The organism is Halioxenophilus sp. WMMB6 (assembly GCF_033283405.1).
In the GTDB taxonomy this organism is placed as follows: domain Bacteria; phylum Pseudomonadota; class Gammaproteobacteria; order Pseudomonadales; family Cellvibrionaceae; genus Halioxenophilus.
The window spans coordinates 234,540-251,036 of record NZ_JAWMQR010000007.1 but is presented as its reverse complement, the minus strand read 5'-3'; the positions used below and the strand labels follow the sequence as shown (position 1 = coordinate 251,036).

Below are 16,497 nucleotides of genomic sequence, written 5' to 3'. Positions count from 1 at the left end.
CTTAATCGCCAGTTTTCAGGTAGGCCGCCACCAACGCCATACTCTCCGCCCAGAGCCGTTCGGCCATGGCGTCGTCGCGGGCAGCCTCGCTCATCGCCGCCGGCGCCAGTTGATAGAAATAGCCGCCGTTGGCGTGATCCAGATCCGCGTGACTGGCCAGCCACACCAGGGTTTTGGCTGCCTCTGCTGAAGTCACCGCCTGCTCGGTGAGGGTGCCCATGTAGGCCTGCATGGTTGCGTCGGCGTGGCTGACGAAGTTGCTCTCCAGCACCACGCCGGGCTCCATGGCGTGGGCGGTGATGCCCTGGCCGCCGTAGCGTTTGGCCAACTCCCGGGTGAACAGAATATTGCCCAGTTTGGCACTGGTGTAGGCGCCTCCGGTGGTGAAATTCTGCAGCCGCTGCAGGTCGTCAAAGTCGATACCCGGGCAGCTGTGGTGGCCGATGGAAGAGGTGGCCAGCACCCGCGCCTCGCCGCGTTCGGCTGCACTGGCGGCGAGCGCCGGCAGCAGCAACTGGGTAAACAGAAACGGGCTTAGGTAGTTGCTGGTAAAGGTCTGCTCGAAGCCCTCGGCGGTCATCTGCAGAGAGTCGTTAACCCCGCCCGCATTATTGACCAGCACATCAATGCGGTCGGTCTGCGCGAGAATCTCCACGGCCAGCCGGGCACTGTCGGCCAGCAGCGCAAAGTCACCGCGCAGCAGGCTGACCGCCTCCGGTTTGGCGGCAGCGGCGGTTATCTCCCGCCCGGCCTGAGCCAGCCGCTCCGGGTCCCGCCCTAGGGCGAATACCCGATAGCCCAGCCCGGCCAGGGCTTTGGCGGTCTCTTTACCGATACCGGAGCTGGCGCCAGTGACGACCGCCGTGAGGGGTTCGGAAGGATGGGGACGTGAATTGGTCATGGTTACTGCACCTCTGCCGGTTTTTATAGTTCTGCGGTTGGTTGGCAGCATTATAAGCAGCCGCCCCCGTCAGGTGCCCGGCAAACTGATCTATCGCTATCGAAATCGGGTCACCCGCCCCGACCAGCCGCCTTGTCTAGCTACCCGGGCCGTGCTTTACTCGGCACTATTAGCCACGCGCAAATAATAACCATTGCAGACCGGTTGGTCTGACAGCAAGCGAGTAAAACCGCCATGCCCAGTGAGCCCTTTTTCAGTTTGCCCCGCCCCCTGCACCTGCTACCGGAACCCTGCCAGGTACGCGCCGCCAATCTTGAGCAGCTGCCGCAACTGATCACCCGCCTGGGTGGCGACTACCGGGAGATTCTGGCCCGGCACAACCTGGAACAGCGCATCCTCAACGATAGCGACCACTTTATCGATTGCCGGGTGCTGACCAGCCTGTTTGAAGATTGCGCCGAAAGCCTGGCCGACCCACTGTTTGGCTTACACCTGGCCGAGCATCAGCAACCTGAGGTGTATGGCTCGGTACTCAGCCTCTGCCGAGCCGCCGCCACCCTGCGCGATGCCCTTGCCTGCCTGATCGAATTTCTGCCCATCACGCACTGCTCCGAAAGCGTGCTGACGCTGGTCGAGGGTGATGAGATCGCCGAGCTCTGCTGGGCCGAGCGCACGCCCATGGGAGCCAACACCCAGGCCAATTTCCAAGGGCTCTGGCTCAATTTGCGGGTACTGCAAGCGGTCGGCGGCACCGACTTTCGGCCCAGTTATGTCTGCCTGCCCGATCGCCTGCCAGCGGCCACCCACCAGGAGTTGCAGCAGCGCCTGAACTGCCCGGTACGACTGGGCGCCCACAAATCCGCCATCGCCTTTGCCAGCCAGTTGTTACCGGCACCGGTGGCCAGCGCCAACGGACCTCTCTTTCAGCTGCTCTACGCCTATATGTATCGGCTCAAGGCCGAACCGCGGCAGTCGGTGGTGGAGCGGGTGCAACACTTTATTGCCAGGCAGTTGGCCGGTGGCGACCTCTCTATTGAAGCCTGCGGCCGCAGCCTCAACCTGCCACTGCGTACACTGCAAGCGCGCCTGCACAACGCCGGCAAAACCTACAGCGGTATCGTCGAGCAGCAGCGGCTCGAGCACGCCAAGTATGTGCTGCTGCACAGCAGCCTCTCCATCGCCGAAATTGCCGACTCTCTGGGCTACGCCGAGCGCACCAGTTTTGGCCGCGCCTTCCGTCGCTGGACTGGCCTCTCACCGCACCAGTACCGCCTGAGCCAGGGCACCATCTAATCGAGCACTGCGCCAAGTGCCACCTTTTTGCGCCAACTGACTAACCAGGGACAAATTCGGCTCAATACAATGACTGTTTCCCGGCCCACAAAACGACAACAGGCCACACCCGCCAAGCGCGAAGCCCGCTCAGGAAACAACCATGAACGACAAAGTATTGGACTGCTCCGATCTCGACCGCCATATCGGCGTCCCTATTCAGCCGGCCCGTATGCGCGAGCCCTTTGCCCACAATGATATTCGCCGCTGGGCACAGGCGATGCACTACCCCAACCGCCTGCACTATGACTCCGATTTCGCCAGCGAGAGCCGCTTTGCCGGCCTGGTCGCGCCGCAGTCCTTTTGCGTGGCCATGGACGATGCCCACGGCACCGGTCCCTCCTGTGTCGGCGCTATTCCCCACTCGCACCTGATCTTCGGCGGCGACGAGTGGTGGTTTCACGGGCCCCGCATATTTCCCGGAGATAGGCTGCACAACCACCGGGTACCCATCGATTACACCGTGAAAGAGACCAAATTCGCCGGCCCCACCTGTTTTCAACGCGGCGATAACTACTATTACAATCAGCACGGCGACCTGATTGCCACCCAGCGTTCCACCGCCATTCGCTATCGGCCCGACCTGGCCCGGGAGATGGGCGGTTCGCCAGGGGACGCTGATGACCCGGTGTGGGGCGACGACGAGCTGCGCGAGCTGGAAGCCAAAAAATTTGAATGGATCAAGATGCTGCACGAGCTCGGCCACGGCCAGCGCTGCTGGGAGTCGGTGCAGGTGGGTGACAAATTACCCACCCGCATCATTGGTCCACACAGTATCGCCAGCTTTACCACCGAGTGGCGCGCCTACCTGTTCACCATCTGGTGTGGCGTCAAACGACGCACCGATCTCGATATCGAAGCCCTGGGTTTTACCGGCGATATGGCCGGCAAGGAGCAGGACCCGGTGCTTGAGCTGGAAAACCCGGAGATGACCGACGGTGCCTACATCGGCCCATCGCGCGGCCATCTCTTCCCCCGCTTCGCCCGCCAGATTGGCATGCCGCGCGGCTACGGCTACGGCGCCTCGATGGGCGCCTGGATACTCGACTACCTCGCCGGTTGGGCCGGGGAGTGGGGGTCGGTGGTCCACTCCAACTGCGCCTACCGGGGCCCCTCCTTTACCGGCGACATCTCGGTGATGGATGCCACGGTGGTCGATAAACTGGTCGATGCCGACGGCCGCCACCTGGTGCAGGTTGATTTCAGAATGGCTAATCAATTGGGAGTCACTTCGGCTACCGCCCAGGCGGAAATCGAACTGCCCACTCAAACACAATAAACATTCGGAGATGCTTTATGGCTACAGCGACCATTCCCGTCGAGTTGCAGGCGCTGCTTGACCGGGAAAAGATCCGCGACTGCATTGCCCGTCTCGCCCGCGGCGAGGACCGCCGCTGCGACGAGCGCATCAAGCGCTGTTTTTGGCCCTCTGCCACCACCGACTACGGCATCTTTGCCGGTGACCTGCCCGCCTACCTGGAGTGGGTGGTACCCGGCTCGCCCGCGGTGGTGCTCACCCAACACATCCTCGGGCAGACCTTGATTCAGCTGGAATCCGACGAGGAGGCCGCCGCCGAGACCCACGTTATGGCCTACCACCGGGTCAACACCGGTAGTGAAGAGCGCGACCTGGTACTGGGCGGGCGCTATCTCGACCGCCTGGAAAAACGACGCGGTGAGTGGCGTATTATCGAGCGCACAATGCTCTACGACTGGTCCCAGGATTGGGGGCAGTCGGCGGACTGGCGCCAGGGGCTGATGGGCATGGCCTTTAGCGGTGACCAGTTTATTGGCAAAACCTTCGATGATTTCAGCGAGAGTTTCTTCATTGAAGGTCACCCCGACAGGGAGCAATAACAGAGTCGCAGCCGCCGCGGCCAACCACCCCCCAAGCCAATAAAAAGGCAAGCTAATAAAAAAAGAGAATGAGGTGAACCTATGGGCGATTTAACAGGCAAGGTGGTGGTAGTCACCGGCGCCAGCCGCGGTATTGGCAAGGGCATCGCCCTGGCCCTCGGCGCAGCCGGTGCCACGGTCTATGTCACCGGCCGCACCCTGGTTGAGGGCAGCCAGCCACTGCCCGGCACGGTCGGCGCCACCGCCGCCGCCGTAACCGAGCGCGGCGGCCAGGGTATTGCCGTGGCCGTCGACCACAGCGATGACGAGCAGGTAGCCAAGCTGTTTGAGCAGGTAAAACGGGAGCAGGGGCGACTCGATATACTGGTCAATAACGCCTTTGCCCTACCCGACGACCTGACCGAGGCCAAAGGCTTTTGGCAGAAACCACTCAGCAACTGGGAGATGATCGATGTCGGCGTGCGCTCTAATTTTGTCGCCGCCTGGCACGCCGCCCAGATAATGGTGCCGCAGCAATCGGGGTTGATTGTCGCCATCTCCGGCTACACCGGCGTTGCCTACACCTACGGCGTGGTGTTTGGTACCGCTAAGTCGGCGGTGGATCGCATGGCGCGGGATATGGCCATTGAGCTGCAACCCCACAAGGTCGCCTCCATCTCCCTCTGGCAGGGGCTGACCATGACCGAACGGGCCGAACGCAATCTGGCCAATATTCCCGGCCTAAAGAGCGGTGCCGCCACGCAGATAAAAGATGGTTGCACGCCGGAGTTTCCCGGCCGGGTGATCGCCGCCCTGGCCGCCGATGATCAGCTGATGCGCCACTCCGGCGGTACCTTTATTACCGCCGAGATGGCCCAGCAGTACGCCATTAAGGATATCGATGGCCGGGAGATTCCGTCGCTGCGCGAAACCCGGGGAGCACCCATCTGGCAGCCCATCGGCCGCTGAACGCGCAAGCCCGGGGTATAAAGCAACCTAAGATAACAATAACCAGCTGGCGGGCACCGAGCGTGGCTCGCCCAGAGGAGAAAACCATGACGACCGAATCGGCTGCCAACGATAACTACGCCCGCCTGGCCACCCTGCTTGATCGCCAGGATATTTACGACTGTCTGGTGCGCTTTAGCCGCGGCATGGATCGCTTTGACCGCGAGCTGTTTTTATCGGCCTTTCACGACGACGCCTTGCTCTCCGCCGGCGAGTATGTGGCCGGCCCCGCGGAGATTTACGACTGGGCCCAGCCGCTGCACGAGCACGGCCAGGTCGCCACGCAACACAATCTACTCAATCACAGCTGCGAGATTGACGGCGATAGCGCCCACAGCGAGATCTATTATCTGTTTATCGGCCGCAATCGCGACGACAGCAACTGGCTGGCCGGTGGCCGCTATCTCGACCGCTTCGAGCGGCGTAATGGCGAGTGGAAGATCGCCTATCGCCACAATGTCATTGAGTGGAGCGGCAGCGCACCGAGCCTACCCATCCCCTTTGCCGAAGTGGCCGACCTACACCTGAACGGCCTCTCCCTGCGCAACAAAGAGGACCCCTCCTACTGGCGTCCTCTGACCAACAAGCGGCCGTTAGGCGCTCCCTAGCGCCTGGCCGCCGGCAGCAAAGTTAAGCGTTACCTGGGTACCCTGGCCGGCAACGCTGGCGACATTGACAGCCCAGCAGAAACGGTCGCAGATACGCTTCACCAGATTGAGGCCAAGGCCAGTACCCTCGGCCTTGGTGCTGTAGCTGCGCTCAAACACCTTGGCAATATCCTCGCTGGCGATACCCTCGCCGGTATCGGCCACCGTCAGCCAATCGCCGCCGCAACTGACCGAGATCGTCCCCGCCGCGGTATGCTCCAGGGCGTTGCGCAGCAGATTGGCAATACTGATTTTAACGATGCTGGCCGGTGCCGGCAGGCAGCCGCCCGGCTCACACTCGACCACCAGCTCAAGCCCCTTGCCGGCGATGGCACCGCGAAAATCCTCCACCACCTGCGCCACCACCTCGGCCAGCTGGCAGCTGTCAGCCTCGCCCGTGGTGTTGTCTTTTTCACGGGACAACAACAGACTCGCTTCGATAAAGGCCTGCATCTCCGCACAGGCCCGGCGAATACGCTGCAGGGCCCGGCCGCCGGCGGCAGCGGGGTTGTTGGCTTCAAGCACATCCACCGCGCCCAGCATCACCGACAACGGCGTGCGCAGCTCGTGGCTGGCGGCAGCGGTGAACAGCTGTTCGCGCTCGACAAAGTGATCAATGCGGGTGAGGTAGGCATCAAACGCCTGGGCGATCTGTTCGATATCGCTGTCGCCAAACTCCGGCGCGATGCGCAACCCGCGCTGGTTGGGCTGAATCGACTTGAGCCGGGCGCTGAGCCGTTTCACCGGCGCCAGTATGCTGTCGGCCAGGCGGCTGGCCAGCAGCAGGGCAATCACCAACACCACCAGCACACCAATGAATAGCGAGATCAGCAGCGAGTGCTCGGTCTGCTCCCAGTCGGTGATGTCGTACAGCAGAAAGACCTTTTCACCATCGGCCTCGGCGATATCCAGGTGGTAGTAGCGGCCGTTGAAGGTAATGTTGTGGTAGGAGCCGGGTGCTCGCGCACGCATGGCCACCGGCAGCTCAGCCACCCGCTCGCCGCGATAGAGCAGCCACTCGCTGAACCAGCTGTTATTGAGCGACGACTCATCCAGATTGTTGGCGATTACCGCCTCGATATGTTTCTGCACATAGCGGCCAAAGGTGGCCTCTTCCAGCTGCTTTTTCAGAAGAAACAGACCGCCGGCAAAGAGGCTGCTGATCACCCACACGATCGCCACCGTACTGACAATCAAACGCCGACGCAGGGTTCTCTTTTTTATATCCGTAGGCACTTTTATATCCATAGGCAATCGCGCTGTTATTTTTCCGCCAAGCAGTAGCCAACACTGTGCACCGTGTGCAGCAGCTTGCTGGCGAAGGGTTTATCGATAATGTTGCGCAGGCTGTAAACGTGGGTGCGCAGGATGTCGTTGTCGGGCGGGTCGTCGCCCCAGACGATAGTCTCAAGCTCCGCGCGTTTAACCACATTGGGGCTGCTTTGCATCAGCCGGGCCAGCAGTTTGCGCTGGATAGGGTTCAACTCCAGCGGCCTTCCCGCCCGGCTCACCGCCAGGGTGTTGGGGTTGTAGTGCAGATCGGCCACCACCAGCTCCTCGGCCTCACCAAAATGGTGTAGCCGCTTCAACAGCGCCTGCAGGCGCACCTCCAGCTCCTTCACCGAAAAAGGCTTGACCAGATAGTCGTCGGCACCGGCACCAAAGCCGAGCAGTTTGTCGTCCAGCTGGTCGCGGGCGGTCAACATAATAACCGGGGTGGCGATATTGTTGGCGCGCAGCTGCTGGCAGACGCTGATGCCGTCCAGACGCGGCAGATTGAGATCCAACACAATCGCGTCGAAGTCGTCATTCAGCGCCAGTGCCAACCCCTGCACGCCGTCGCCGGCAAAGTCCAGCTGGTGCCCCTTGGGCTCCAGGTAGTCGGCAATGTTCTCCGAGATATCGCGGTTATCTTCCACTATTAACAGTTTCATGCGCTGCTGATCTTAATTCCTGAAATGGGTCACTAGCCGCACAGGGTGCCACAGTAAACGCCAAGAGAATGTCAAAATTCGGGCGGATTACCAGCCATCCATGAATATTTCCTGCACCAGCCATTTGTCGACAAAGTTTTGACAAACCACCCCGTAGCATGCCGCCAACTCCATTACTTAGGTGGCGAGCGTGTTTATGCCTCGATTTTTACAACATTGGGCAATGGCCCTGTTGCTCGGCACGGCAACCAGTGCCATGGCGAACGAAGCGGCCGAAGCGCACAGCGCAGTGGTGCTGAGCGAGCGCCTTACCCTGGCCGAGGTGGTCACGGCCGCCCTGGCGCGAGCACCGGAACAGAGTATCGGTGGCGCCTACCAGCAACAGGCCGAGCAGCAGACGCGCTTCAGCCGTAGCCTGAGCCCGGCGCCGGCGCGGCTCAACCTCAGCTACTGGGACGACGCCAGCTTCGATAACCTCGGCAACACCGAGGCCGAAGCCGGAGTCGAATTTGACCTCTGGCGCCTGGGCGAGAAGCGCAACGCCCGGCAACTGGCCGAAGCCTACAGCAACGGTAGCCAGAACTGGCAGCAACACCTCACCCTACTGGTGGCCGGCCGGGTGCGCCAGAGCCTGGCGCAACTGACCCTGGCCCGGCTCAACCTCAACCACGCCGAACAGGCGCTGGCCGATAGCGAAGCCCTGCTGGCGATCAGCAACAAACGGCTGGCCGCGGGCGAGGTCGCCGAAAGCACCGTGCTGCAGAGTGAGGCGCTGGTGCTCGATGCCAAACAGCAGCTGCTGGCCAGCCAGGCGGAGATGGTCGACGCCGAGCGCAGCTACCATCTACTCACCGGCCTGGATGCAGCACCCAAAGAGTGGCTGGAGGCTCTGCCCGAGCCAAGTGAGATCACCCCGGAGCACCCGCAACTCGCCTATCTTCTGGGCCTGCGCCAGCAGCAACTGGCCGCCACCGACCAGCAGCGCCACCAGACCGCCGGTAATGCCACGCTCGGTATTGGTGTGCGCCGCCAGCAGGCTGCCGACAACGACCCGCAAAACGACAGCCTGGGCCTCAGCCTGTCGATTCCGTTTGGCGGCAAAAGCTATAGCCGCGTACAGAGCTCCGCCGCCAGTGTGGCGTTGGCCGAGCTCGACGCCCGCATAGAACAGGCCCGTCTCGACCTCAAGCTACAGCTGCACGAGGTTGAACACCAGCTGCATACCCTGGAATCGGCACTGGCCTACGCGCAACAGAGCCGCGAGCTCACCCAGCGCCAGTGGCAGATGGCCAAAACCGCCTTTGCCCTGGGCGAATCCACCATTCAACCCACCATCCTCGCCCTGCAACAGCACCGCCAAAGCGAGCTGCGCTGGCTGCACCTGCGATTGCGCCAACAGGCGCTCATCTCCACCTACAAACAGACCCTGGGAGAACTGCCATGATTACTGCCCGCACTACCCGCTATGCAACCCTCCATGCACTGCTGGCCAGCGTATTGCTGCTGCACAATCCCCTCGCCCGGGCCGAAGGCGACTCCCTGATCGAACTCGACAGCGAGGCTATCACGCGCCTGGCAATCGATTTTGAGGCGGTCACCGCCAACAGCGCCGCGCACGGTTTTCAACTGCCCGCCCTGGTGATCCACTCACCCCAGGCGCAGGCGCAACTCAGCGCCCTCTACGATGGCCAGCTGCAGACCTGGCAGGCGGCCGGTGGCAGCCAGGTAGCGGCCGGCACGGTGATCGCCACCCTCTCCAGCGCCACCCTGCTGCAGAGTCAGGAGGCGTGGCTCGAGGCCCGCAACCAGTTGACCGCCGCCCAGGTTGAACTGGCCAAGGATAAGCAGCTCTACGCCGAGGGCATCATCGCCAAGGAGCGACTCGACAGTAGTCGGCGTCAGCTGCAGGCGGCCGCCTTTGCCCTCTCGGGTCGCCAGCGCATTCTGACCCAGGCCGGCTTCAGTGACAGCGATCTCAACGACCTGCTCAAGGGCGACCTCGCCCCCGGCCAATACCGCCTGGTGGCCCCCCAGGCGGGCGTGGTCAGCCGGGCATTCTTCGCCCCGGGCGACTATATTCCCGCCAACCAGGCGGTGGCCACGGTGACCAGTGGTGACCAGCTCTGGTTGCGCGCCCAGGTGCCGCCGGCGCTGATGGCCGGGCTGCAACCCGGCGACCAGTTGGGTGTGCAGGGGGAGCAGGTGGGCCTCACCCTAATGAGTAAAAACGCCGAGCTCGACGGCTCCAGCCAGACGCTGGAGATTCTGGCCCGCTTCGATGGCGCCACCGGGCTGGCCCCCGGCCAACAGGTGACGCTGGTGCTCGCCAGCCCCGTCGCCGGGGTACGGGTGCCGGCCAGTGCGGTGACCCACACCGGCGACACCACCTACGTTTATGTACGCCAGGTGCAGGGGGTTGAGGTGCGCCCGCTGCAGTTGCAGCCGCTCGGTGCCGACTACCTGGCGGTGACCAATATCGTCCCCGGCGAGGAGCTGGTGGTGAAGGGCACCGCCCAGCTGAAAGGGGTACAACTGGGCCTGGGGGGCGGTGAATAATGCTCGCCCGACTGATTCAGTTTTCCCTCAGTCAGCGGCTGTTGATCGGCCTGCTGACGCTGCTGCTGATGGGCATTGGCGCCCGCGCCATGCTCAACCTCACCATCGATGCCTTTCCCGATATCTCGCCCACCCAGGTGAAGATCATCATCAAGGCTCCCGGCATGACCCCGGAGGAGGTGGAGAGCCTGATCACCCAACCCATCGAGGTGGAGCTGCTTGGGATTCCCAAGCAGGCGATGCTGCGCTCCATCTCCAAATACGCACTCACCGCCATCACCCTCGACTTTGACGAGGGCACCGATATCTACTGGGCCAGGCAGCAGGTGGCCGAGCGGCTCAACAACCTGTGGGAGGCGCTGCCCGACGGCATCAGTGGCGGCCTGGCACCGATGAGTACACCACTCGGTGACATGTTTATGTTCACCGTCGACAACGACCAGATGAGCCTGGCCGAGCGCCGCTTTCTGCTCGACTGGACCATTCGCCCGGCGTTGCGCACGGTCGACGGTGTGGCCGACGTCAACTCCCTGGGCGGTTTTGTTAAAACCTATGAGGTAGCCCCCAATCGGGCGGCCATGGCCACCCTCAAGATCAGCAGCGAGCAGATCATCGCCGCGCTCACCGCCAACAATGCCAACGATGGCGCCGGCCGCCTGGACCAGGGCGAAGAGGCGATTTTGATTCGGGTTGCCGGAGCACTCACCTCGTTCGAGGATATCGCCAATATCCGCCTCACTAACGCCGATGGCGACTCCATCGCCCTCAGCCAGGTGGCCGATATTCACCTGGGTGAGCTCGAGCGCTACGGCTCGGTGACGGTGGATGGCCAGGGCGAGGCGGTGCAGGGGCTGGTGATTGGCCTGCGCGGCGCCAACGCCCGCCATGTGATTGAGGGCATCAACGCCAAACTGGCCGAGCTGCAGCCCAACCTGCCCGCGGGCACCACCATTAATGTCTTCTACAACCGCAGCGACCTGATTGGCCGCGCCGTCGGCACCGTCGGCCGCGCCCTGGTGGAGGCGGTGGTGCTGGTGCTGGTGGTACTTGGGCTCTTCCTCGGCAACCTGCGCGCGGCCTTGACGGTGGCCTGTATTCTGCCGCTTTCGGCCCTGTTCACCTTTTTCATGATGCAGCGCCTGGGCATGAGCGCCAACCTGATGAGCCTGGGCGGGCTGGTGATCGCCATCGGTATGCTGGTCGACTCCGCCATTGTGGTGGTCGAGAACATGCTCTCGCTGCTGGCCGATCAGCACCGCCACGGCAGCGATCAGAGCCGGCGCCTGCCACGCCTGCACATTCTGTTTCGGGCGGTGAAAGATGTGGCCGTACCGGTCACCTCCGGCGTGGCCATTATTATTATCGTCTTCCTGCCGCTGCTGACCCTGCAGGGGCTGGAGGGCAAGCTGTTTGTGCCGGTGGCGCTGACGATCGTCTTCGCCCTGATCGGCGCCCTGGTCCTCTCACTAACCGTGATCCCGGTGATCGCCTCGCTGCTGTTGCAGGAGACCAGCGAAGAGGAGCCCTGGCTCAGCCGCAAACTGATCGCACTCTACCAACCGCTGCTCAGCCGGGTGTTGCAGCGCCCGCAACCGGTCATTGTGCTCTCCGCCGGCCTGCTGGTGGCGGCCGGCTGCCTGTTACCCTTTATTGGCAAAACCTTCCTGCCGGTAATGGACGAGGGCGATATCATCGTGCAGCTGGAGTCCATCCCCTCAATCAACCTGCCGGCCAATATTCATATGGTGCAGCAGGTGGAGAAGGCGCTGATTAGTAAGGTACCGGAGATCGCCCGGGTGGTATCGCGCAGTGGCTCGGATGAGATCGGCATGGACCCCATGGGGCTCAACGAAACCGATGTTTTCCTGCAGCTGAAACCACACGACCAATGGCAGGTGGCCGATAAGGACGCGCTGCAGGAGAAGATCCGCCAGGTGCTGGCCCAGTTTCCCGGACTCAACTTTGGCTTTACCCAGCCCATTGATATGCGCGTGTCGGAGATGCTCACCGGCTCCCGCGGCGATATCGCCATCAAAGTGTTTGGCACCGATCTGGCCGAGCTCAACCGTCTGGCCCAGGCCATCAGCCAGCAGGTGAGCAAACTCGACGGTGCGGTGGATACCATCGCCGCCATTAACGAGGGCGCCCAGTACCTGCAGGTGAATGTCGACCGCCCCCGGGCGGGCCAGTTGGGTATTAACACCGATGAGCTGCAACGCCGCCTGCGCGCCGAGTTCGAAGGGCTGCCGCTGGGCAATATCATCGAACAGGGGGCGCGGGTACCACTCACCCTGCGCTTCGCCAAGCCCGCCGGTGACGGTGTGGCGCAACTGAGCAACGACCTGATCAACCTGCCTGCGGGCGGCACCATCGCCCTCTCGGAGCTGGCCCGGATCGAGCGCATTGAGGGGCCGGTAAGCGTCTCGCGCGAGGCGGGCCAACGCTTTGCCGTGATTCGCACCAACGTTGAAGGACGCGACCTGGTCGGCTTTGTCGATGAGGCCAAGGCGTTGATCGCCGAGCAGGTGCCACTGCCCACCGGCTACACGCTCTCCTGGGGTGGCCAGTTTGAAAACCAGCAGCGCGCCGCCCAGCGTCTGCTGCTGGTGGTGCCGGTTGCCCTCGGCCTGATTGCACTGCTGCTGTTCGTCACCTTTGCCTCCATCAAGCAGACCGCCATCATCCTCTCCAACATCCCCTTCGCTCTGATTGGCGGCCTGTTCGCCCTCTGGCTGACCGGGGAGTTTCTGTCGGTACCGGCCTCGGTGGGCTTTATCGCCCTGTTGGGGATTGCGGTGATGAACGGCGTGGTGATGATGTCCTACTTCAACCAGCTGCGCGCCAAGGGGCTGACCATCGACAACGTGGTGCTGCAGGGGGCGGTGCGCCGCCTGCGGCCGGTGATGATGACCGCCACCACCTGCGCCCTGGGCCTGGTGCCGCTGCTGCTGGCCACCGGCCCCGGCTCGGAGATTCAAAAACCGCTGGCGGTGGTGGTGATTGGCGGTTTGATCAGTTCGACACTGCTGACCCTCTTCCTGCTGCCGATCATCTACCGCTACTTCCACCGCACGGCCTAGGCCCGAGGAGACTCACCATGCAACAACTGTTGGTTTTAAATATTCCGCCGGAGCTGGAGGATGAGCTGGTCGACTATCTGCTGGCCATTCCCTCAGCCCCGGGCTTTACCTCCTACCCGGTGGCCGGCCACGGCCAGCACGCCCGCCTGTCGCTGGCCGAGCAGGTCACCGGCCGCCGCAAACGCATACAGTTTGAACTGATCCTAGCCACCGACGACGCCGATGAGGTGGTGGCCGGGCTGCGCCAGCAGGTAGGCACCGATATCTACTTTTGGCAACAGGCGGTGAGCAACAGCGGCCATCTGTAACGCGTCACAAAAAGCCACTCACCGGACTGTTTAACGGCGTCAACGGTCGGGCGCCATCTGGTTTGTTGGCCCAATTCGACATACCATCGCCGCCATAAGATTGAGAGGATAGTGGATGTCGACCCGTTTTTGGTGGCTGGCGCTGGTGCTGCCCAACGTGGCACTGGCACAAAACCTGGTGGAGGAGAATCTCTCCGGCGTGGCCCAGGATCAGCCCTACTTCACCCAGGATGTGGGCAATAGCCGACTGATTTTTACCGAACAGAACCTGCCCGCCGCCGCTCACGCGGCGGCAGTGGAGCGCCGCCTGCAGAGCCTTTACGAGGCGAACTTCGGTTTCGCCATGGACTATCGGATGGCGGTGGGGCTGATGTCCTCCCACAACCAGATTGCCAACGGCTACTCCACCCAGTACCCCTTGAACCGGCAGATCAACTACCTAGCCGGAGCCGAAGCGGTGGACTACTTCGCCACCAGTCGTTGGCTCGATACCCTGCTCAGTCACGAAACCGCCCACAACTACCAGCACAACGCCAAAAACAATGTCGTCTCCCGCTCGCTGTTTAAGGTGCTGCGCAACGGCTCCGTGGGCACACCGCTGCTGCCGTCGATTGTGCCCAATCTATTTGAGTCGCGCTTTATGCTGGAGGGCAATGCGGTTTTAAATGAGTCCTGGCACGGCCAGGGTGGCCGACTCTACAGTGGCCGGTTTCGCGCCATGACCCACGTCCACGCCAAGGCCGGCTACCTGACCCCGGCCCGGCTCTACAACGCCACGCTCAACTTCCCCTACGGCGAGGGGGCCTACACCTTCGGCGCGCAATTCCAGTACTTTCTGGCGGAAAACTACGGCCTGGAGGCCACCAACCACTACTTCAACAACCGCTCCCGCTACTGGTTCTGGCCGTTTATGGTCAACCGGCCAATGCGGCTTTCGGTGGGTGAAAATTTCGATCGCAGTGTTCGCGCCTGGGCTGCCACTATGGCCCAGGAGGCAGAAGCCATGCAGCTGGCCAGCGGCCCGGTGGTGGCCCGCTCACACTATTTCGGCCCGTTAAACCGCAGCCAGAATGAACTGCTCTTTTTAACCAGCCCGAAGCCTGCGCACGCGCCACTGCTCAATCGCTACGACACAACCACAGCCCAAAACCAACAACAGCAGAGCAGCCTGGCCACCGGCCGCGTGTTTGAGCTGGACCAGGCAAGCTACACCGTCGACAGCCGCAAGACCTCCGTGTGGCGCATTCATCAGGGGTTATTTGATGAGGATGGCCGGCTCAAACCCGGCACGGCGGGTAAAATTTACCAGGGCAGCCTGGCCGACGGCCGCGAGGTCTATTTCGACACCGTCACCTCCTACCTGGAGCCGCAACTCTATGTCGGTGACCAGTTCTACGGCGCGGTCAACTCCTCGGTGTTGGTGCACAACGACGACCTCTACTACTTTGTGCAAAACGGCCGCGAGCGAACTCTGTTTCGCAACCGGGAGGCGGTGGCGACGGTGCCGGGTTTCTACAGCATTGTCTGCGATGTCGACGACAGTGGCCGGGTCTACTTTATTGCCAACAGCGCAACCGGCAGCTCGCTGTTTCGCACCGACGGCCAGACCACCGAGCGGGTGCTCGCCGCCGATAACGTGATCGATGCCCGGCTGACCCAGGGCGATCAGGTACTGGTGGCCGCCATCTCCGCCGATGACTACTACTACAGCCTGGAGCCCCTAGCCGCCAGCAGCGACACCCCCTTCGACCTGCAGCTCTTTTGGGACGGCCCCGGCGGTCTGGCCGAACAGCAAGCGCAGTTTTTTGCCGAGCTGGAGCCGGAGCCACTGACCACCGACACCCCCTACGGCCTGCTGCGCAATATCCGCTACAGCGGCGGCAATATCGCCCTCAGCACTCAAACCGAGGATGACAACGGCGATACCAGCACCGAGCTGTTGTACGCCGTCAACTTCCGCTTTGCCGACCCGCTGGCGCGCAACTCAATTAACTTCTGGGCGCAGCGCGATAAAGAGCTGAGCGATTTAATGGGCGTCGGCTTCACCAATAACCAGTTTTTTCTGCTGGCCGGCCTCAACACCTACTACGTCGCCCACGACGGCTACGCCGATGCCAGCCTCGGCCGTGATACCCGGGATTTCGGTGTCAGTGCCGAACTGCGCCTGCCCTTCCTGCAAACCGGCTTCTGGCGGGCGGAGCTGGCCGGCAACTACTACCAGGATTACCAACTGGACGAGCGCGAGCCCCTCGCCTGGCAGCTGGCTATCGACCGCCGGGAAAGCTACGGCACCAGTTGGCTCACCAACCAGCTGTTCACCGCCAACCTCTTTACCGTCGATGACCGGGGCGACACCATCAACGGTGCCGAGTTTAATCTCGGCACCGACTTCCCGGCCGAGTTCTACCTGCGCCTGCACGGCAAGTACGCCAACAGCGACACAGCCGCAGTGGACCGCTTCAACCGGCGCGGGGTAGAGCTGAAAAAAGAGCCCAACTTCATCATCAACGACCCCAGCAACTTCTACCTGCCGGCACTCAGCCACGATCTCTTTGCCGAGCGTGTCGCCCTCAATGAGCTATCGCTGACGAAAGTGCTCAACTACTCTGGCTACACCTTTAAAGGGCCGCTCTCCATTCGCCGGGAGGGAGTGGACCTCAGCCTGCGCCGCTACGCCATCAGCAACGCCAACGGCCAGGGCGATATCGATATCAACCAGGCGGTGGTCGGTTTCAATTTTGATCTGCTGGTGCTCAACGTTTTTAACTTTGCCGTTACGCTCAACTACACCTACAGTGATGACGATACCTTTACCGAACGCAACACCGTCAATGCCGGTTTTTATCTGCCGCTCTAGGGGCACCTAAAGCCCGCAGCCGCACTTGGATCACACTG

Annotated in this window: 13 protein-coding genes; 10 read left to right on the top strand and 3 right to left on the bottom strand. The window is 62.3% G+C overall.

From position 1 onward, the window contains the following. Position 1 precedes the first annotated feature (1 nt). Positions 2-901: an SDR family NAD(P)-dependent oxidoreductase gene (locus SBL51_RS17000; protein ID WP_317932292.1), complete on the bottom strand. Its 900-nt coding sequence runs from the start codon at positions 899-901 to the stop codon at positions 2-4. A 234-nt stretch (positions 902-1,135) separates the two neighbouring features. On the opposite strand from SBL51_RS17000, the gene SBL51_RS16995 reads away from it, so the two are divergent. The 5 genes from SBL51_RS16995 to SBL51_RS16975 all read left to right on the top strand — a co-directional run bounded on the left by SBL51_RS16995 (position 1,136) and on the right by SBL51_RS16975 (position 5,685). Beyond that, positions 1,136-2,194 carry an AraC family transcriptional regulator gene (locus tag SBL51_RS16995; RefSeq protein WP_317932291.1) on the top strand — a complete coding sequence of 353 codons (1,059 nt, stop codon included), beginning with the start codon at positions 1,136-1,138 and terminating at the stop codon, positions 2,192-2,194. Positions 2,195-2,336: 142 nt separating this feature from the next. Beyond that, positions 2,337-3,512: a MaoC family dehydratase N-terminal domain-containing protein gene (locus SBL51_RS16990; protein ID WP_317932290.1), complete on the top strand. Its 1,176-nt coding sequence runs from the start codon at positions 2,337-2,339 to the stop codon at positions 3,510-3,512. A gap of 17 nt (positions 3,513-3,529) precedes the next feature. Further along, positions 3,530-4,090: a nuclear transport factor 2 family protein gene (locus SBL51_RS16985; protein WP_317932289.1), complete on the top strand. Its 561-nt coding sequence runs from the start codon at positions 3,530-3,532 to the stop codon at positions 4,088-4,090. Positions 4,091-4,171: 81 nt separating this feature from the next. After that, positions 4,172-5,038, top strand: coding sequence for an SDR family NAD(P)-dependent oxidoreductase (locus SBL51_RS16980; protein ID WP_317932288.1), 867 nt, complete (start codon positions 4,172-4,174; stop codon positions 5,036-5,038). An 86-nt stretch (positions 5,039-5,124) separates the two neighbouring features. After that, positions 5,125-5,685 carry a nuclear transport factor 2 family protein gene (locus tag SBL51_RS16975; protein ID WP_317932287.1) on the top strand — a complete coding sequence of 187 codons (561 nt, stop codon included), beginning with the start codon at positions 5,125-5,127 and terminating at the stop codon, positions 5,683-5,685. Here the strand turns inward: SBL51_RS16975 and SBL51_RS16970 are convergent. Further along, positions 5,671-6,960, bottom strand: coding sequence for a HAMP domain-containing sensor histidine kinase (locus SBL51_RS16970; protein WP_317932286.1), 1,290 nt, complete (start codon positions 6,958-6,960; stop codon positions 5,671-5,673). The two genes, SBL51_RS16975 and SBL51_RS16970, sit on opposite strands and share 15 nt — an antisense overlap. A gap of 26 nt (positions 6,961-6,986) precedes the next feature. Continuing rightward, a complete protein-coding gene (locus SBL51_RS16965; protein ID WP_317932285.1) occupies positions 6,987-7,658 on the bottom strand; it encodes a response regulator transcription factor in 672 nt (223 codons plus the stop codon). Between the two features lie 196 nt (positions 7,659-7,854). Here SBL51_RS16965 and SBL51_RS16960 point away from each other — a divergent pair, with 196 nt between their 5' ends. From SBL51_RS16960 to SBL51_RS16940, 5 genes are all read left to right on the top strand, one after another. Next, positions 7,855-9,102 carry a TolC family protein gene (locus SBL51_RS16960; protein WP_317932284.1) on the top strand — a complete coding sequence of 416 codons (1,248 nt, stop codon included), beginning with the start codon at positions 7,855-7,857 and terminating at the stop codon, positions 9,100-9,102. Beyond that, positions 9,099-10,214, top strand: coding sequence for an efflux RND transporter periplasmic adaptor subunit (locus SBL51_RS16955; protein ID WP_317932283.1), 1,116 nt, complete (start codon positions 9,099-9,101; stop codon positions 10,212-10,214). The genes SBL51_RS16960 and SBL51_RS16955 overlap by 4 nt, the downstream gene beginning before the upstream one ends. Further along, positions 10,214-13,294, top strand: a complete 3,081-nt coding sequence (locus SBL51_RS16950) for a CusA/CzcA family heavy metal efflux RND transporter (RefSeq protein WP_317932282.1) — start codon at positions 10,214-10,216, stop codon at positions 13,292-13,294. Before SBL51_RS16955 ends, SBL51_RS16950 begins: the two co-directional genes overlap by 1 nt. Positions 13,295-13,311: 17 nt before the next feature. After that, a complete protein-coding gene (locus SBL51_RS16945; protein WP_317932281.1) occupies positions 13,312-13,602 on the top strand; it encodes a DUF3240 family protein in 291 nt (96 codons plus the stop codon). Between the two features lie 115 nt (positions 13,603-13,717). Next, positions 13,718-16,459 (top strand): hypothetical protein, encoded by a 2,742-nt coding sequence (locus SBL51_RS16940; protein ID WP_317932280.1) that lies wholly within the window; start codon positions 13,718-13,720, stop codon positions 16,457-16,459. The last annotated feature ends 38 nt before the right edge of the window (positions 16,460-16,497 follow it).